At 60.4% G+C, this 3,173-nt stretch carries 3 protein-coding genes; all 3 read right to left on the bottom strand.

From position 1 onward, the window contains the following. Window positions 1-200 precede the first annotated feature (200 nt). Window positions 201-584 carry a VOC family protein gene (locus ACQY7U_RS01520; RefSeq protein ID WP_428641261.1) on the bottom strand — a complete coding sequence of 128 codons (384 nt, stop codon included), beginning with the start codon at window positions 582-584 and terminating at the stop codon, window positions 201-203. A gap of 164 nt (window positions 585-748) precedes the next feature. Then, a complete protein-coding gene (gene creD, locus ACQY7U_RS01515; RefSeq protein WP_428641259.1) occupies window positions 749-2,179 on the bottom strand; it encodes a cell envelope integrity protein CreD in 1,431 nt (476 codons plus the stop codon). Between the two features lie 369 nt (window positions 2,180-2,548). Further along, window positions 2,549-3,173, bottom strand: a 625-nt coding sequence (locus ACQY7U_RS01510) for a succinate dehydrogenase iron-sulfur subunit (RefSeq protein ID WP_428641257.1), incomplete at its 5' end; no start/stop codon positions are given.

Below are 3,173 nucleotides of genomic sequence, written 5' to 3'. Positions count from 1 at the left end.
CCGAGGGCTCCCGCCCAGAAGGCGGCGTGATCCTCGATATCCCCGCCTTCGCAATCGATCACCAGATCGCCCAACCGGCTTTTATGCATTTCGAACTCCAAATTTTCAGTCGGAATAACCGGGCGGCGAAACCTGAAGATCCACCGCCCGGCAGAAAGAGTGTCTTTCAGCGGAAGAAACGTCCTCCGGAGACCGGAGGCTTATTCCGGCAGGTGGCAGACGGCCTCGATGTTATGGCCGTCCGGATCCAGCACGAACGCGCCGTAATAGTTTTCATGATACTGGGGCCTGAGGCCGGGTCCGCCGTTGTCCTTGCCGCCCGCCGCGATGGCGGCCTCATAGAAAGCGTCGACCAGCGCCCGGCTCGCGGCGGCGAAGGCGACATGCAGGGGCGCCTGGAGGGACTTGCCCTCTCCGATCCAGAAATCCGGTTTGCCCGCGCCGAAACCGCAGTAGCTTACGCTGCCGGTCATCTCCGGCGTCACTTCCATGATGACGCCGATCCCGAGCGGCGCCAGAGCCTTCTCATAGAATGCTTTCGAGGCGGGATAGTCACTGACGGCAAATCCGACATGATCGAGAATAGACATGATAATCTCCTGAAATTTACGCAGGAACAAATTAGGAACATTTTTGATGAAATTGCAAGCCGGGTTGCTTCGGCATAATCGCGAAACCCATATCCTTCTTGGAACCAGCCGGCAGGCAGGGTGTGCCACCCTGCTGCCGAATGGTCGTGCGTGGCCCTTCAGCCATGTTCCATCGCTGCCGATGGATGCCTTTCTCCCCGCCCCGTCCAGTCGATGGAGCGGGTCACGTACATGGTGACGGCAAGCGCCACGAATGCGATCACGGAACCGATCAGCAGGGCAAAGTCCTGTTCCCGCATAAGGGCATACAGCACGCCGAAGATGCTCGCCAGAACCACGGTCATCACCAGTCCGGCCGTGCGGCTTCGCAGGGAACTGCCGATATAGGCGGCATTCAGAAGCGTCGCCGCACCAGCGGCGATCAGATAGGCCGGGCCATAGCCGAAATGTTCCGCAAAGGCGAGCAGCATCACATAGAAGATGATCAGGGCGAGGCCGACCAGTCCGTACTGGATCCAGTGGAAGCGCCAGCCGGAGCGCATTTCCAGGACGAAGACGGCCAGGAAGCTGAGGCTGATGAAGCCGATGGCGTATTTCATCGATCTGGAAATGGTCTGGTAGAAATTGACCGGCTCCACGAATTTAACGCCGAGAAGCTTGTCCTGAAGCGGTACCTGGTTCGTCTCAAGCACCTTCGGTATCCCCCGGGCAAGATATGGAATTGTCCAGACCGCCTCGAAGCCTTGTGCCGAAATCTTGCGGCTTTCCGGCAGGAAGGCACCCGTGAAGCCAGGATGCGGCCAATCGGATGTCATCGCGACTTTCGTGGTCTGACCGGCAGGCGCCACATGGATCGCGGTCGATCCGTTGAGCTGAAGGGGAATATCGAAGGAAAACCCTTTCCGCCACTGGAGAGGCGCAACCTGGGCGTTGATCCCGGAGGGCGTTGCGGTTTGATGAACACCCGGCGTCGGGGTCATCGAAAGGGGCCCAAGCCCCGGTTCGAACGAGACTGTTTCGTTGCCGTCGAGACCGAGCGTCACCTCGCTTCGCAGGGCTCTGACATCGCCGATCCCGATGACGAGGACGGCCTTGCCGGCCGGTATGTCAATGGTCCCGCCATGCCTTGGCTCGAACATGCCGTCGGGAGGCGCGGAGAACCGGCCGCTCAGGTTGAGACTGCCGTGATAGACGGGCAGCGAATAGATGGATTTCTTCCGTTCTTCGACGCTGACGTTGCCTGATACTTCCAGTTTCTGGGGAAACAGCACCACCGTCCGGCGGTCGATCACCGTTTCCCGCTTGTCGCCGAGACCGGCGTCATAGGTCTCGGTAAACGGCACGACCAGATAGGGCCCGTTGATCTCCTGCGTCCCGCCCCAGGAGCTCGCAATGTCCCTGGAAACCTCCCGCGCCCGGTCGGCCCGTTCCTCCACCAGAACCCAGACAAATGTGCTCGGGATCATCAGCATCACGGTCACGAAGCCGATCAGCACGAACTTGACTGCCGGAGAATTCAGGAACGAGAACGGCCTCGCAGGCGAACCGGGAAACGGATCGGATGAAGGAGTTTCAGTATCGCTTGTCATCAATTGAACCCTTTGCCGTTGGGCACCCAGGCAGTTCCGGGTGCCGGTCAATGGGTTGAGACTTGCCTTCTGGACGGGAGTTTATTGGGCGGACTTGCGGGGCTCTTCAGCAAAGTTTCCGCAGATTTCGTGCAGGGTGGTTTCACGGCCCTGAGCCATTGCCCGCAACCCGCGTCCCTGAAAGACCTCATCCTGAGGAAGCGCAACGCGCTGTCTCGAAGGATGGGCCGCTTGCCCGGGAGTGTGCCGCCCATCCTTCGAGACGGACCTGACGGTCCTCCTCAGGATGAGGCCTTTTTGAACCGGCGCTCCAAAAGCAAAAGGCCGCCCCGAGGGACGGCCTTTCGAGATATTGGAACAGCATGAAAATCAAACGCGGCGTTCCACCATCATCTTCTTGATCTCCGCGATCGCCTTGGCCGGGTTGAGGCCCTTCGGGCAGGCCTGGCTGCAGTTCATGATGGTGTGGCAGCGGTAGAGGCGGAAAGGATCTTCCAGGTCGTCCAGACGCTCGCCGGTGGCTTCGTCGCGGCTGTCGATGAGCCAGCGGTAGGCCTGCAGCAGGATGGCCGGGCCGAGGTAGCGGTCGCCGTTCCACCAGTAGGAGGGACAGGAGGTGGAGCAGCAGGCGCAGAGAATGCACTCGTAGAGACCGTCGAGCTTGGCGCGGTCCTCATGGGACTGCTTCCACTCCTTGGCCGGTTCCGGCGAGGTGGTCTGCAGCCACGGTTCGACCGAACGATGCTGGGCATAGAAATGCGTCAGGTCAGGCACCAGATCCTTGACCACCGGCATGTGCGGCAGCGGATAGACCTTCACCGCACCGTCGATCTCGTCCATGCCCTTGGTGCAGGCCAGCGTGTTGGTGCTGTCGATATTCATGGCGCAGGAGCCGCAGATGCCTTCGCGGCAGGAGCGGCGGAAGGTCAGCGTCGGGTCGATCTTGTTCTTGATGTAGATGAGTCCGTCGAGCACCATCGGGCCGCAATCATCC

It is taken from the genome of Roseibium sp., from assembly GCF_050301095.1.
Taxonomy (GTDB): domain Bacteria; phylum Pseudomonadota; class Alphaproteobacteria; order Rhizobiales; family Stappiaceae; genus Roseibium.
This window is presented reverse-complemented; position numbering and strand designations above follow the sequence as displayed.

Coding starts and splice junctions, on each gene's coding strand:
- creD (WP_428641259.1), bottom strand. CDS start 2,179: ATGACAAGCGATACTGAAACTCCTTCATCCGATCCGTTTCCCGGTTCG.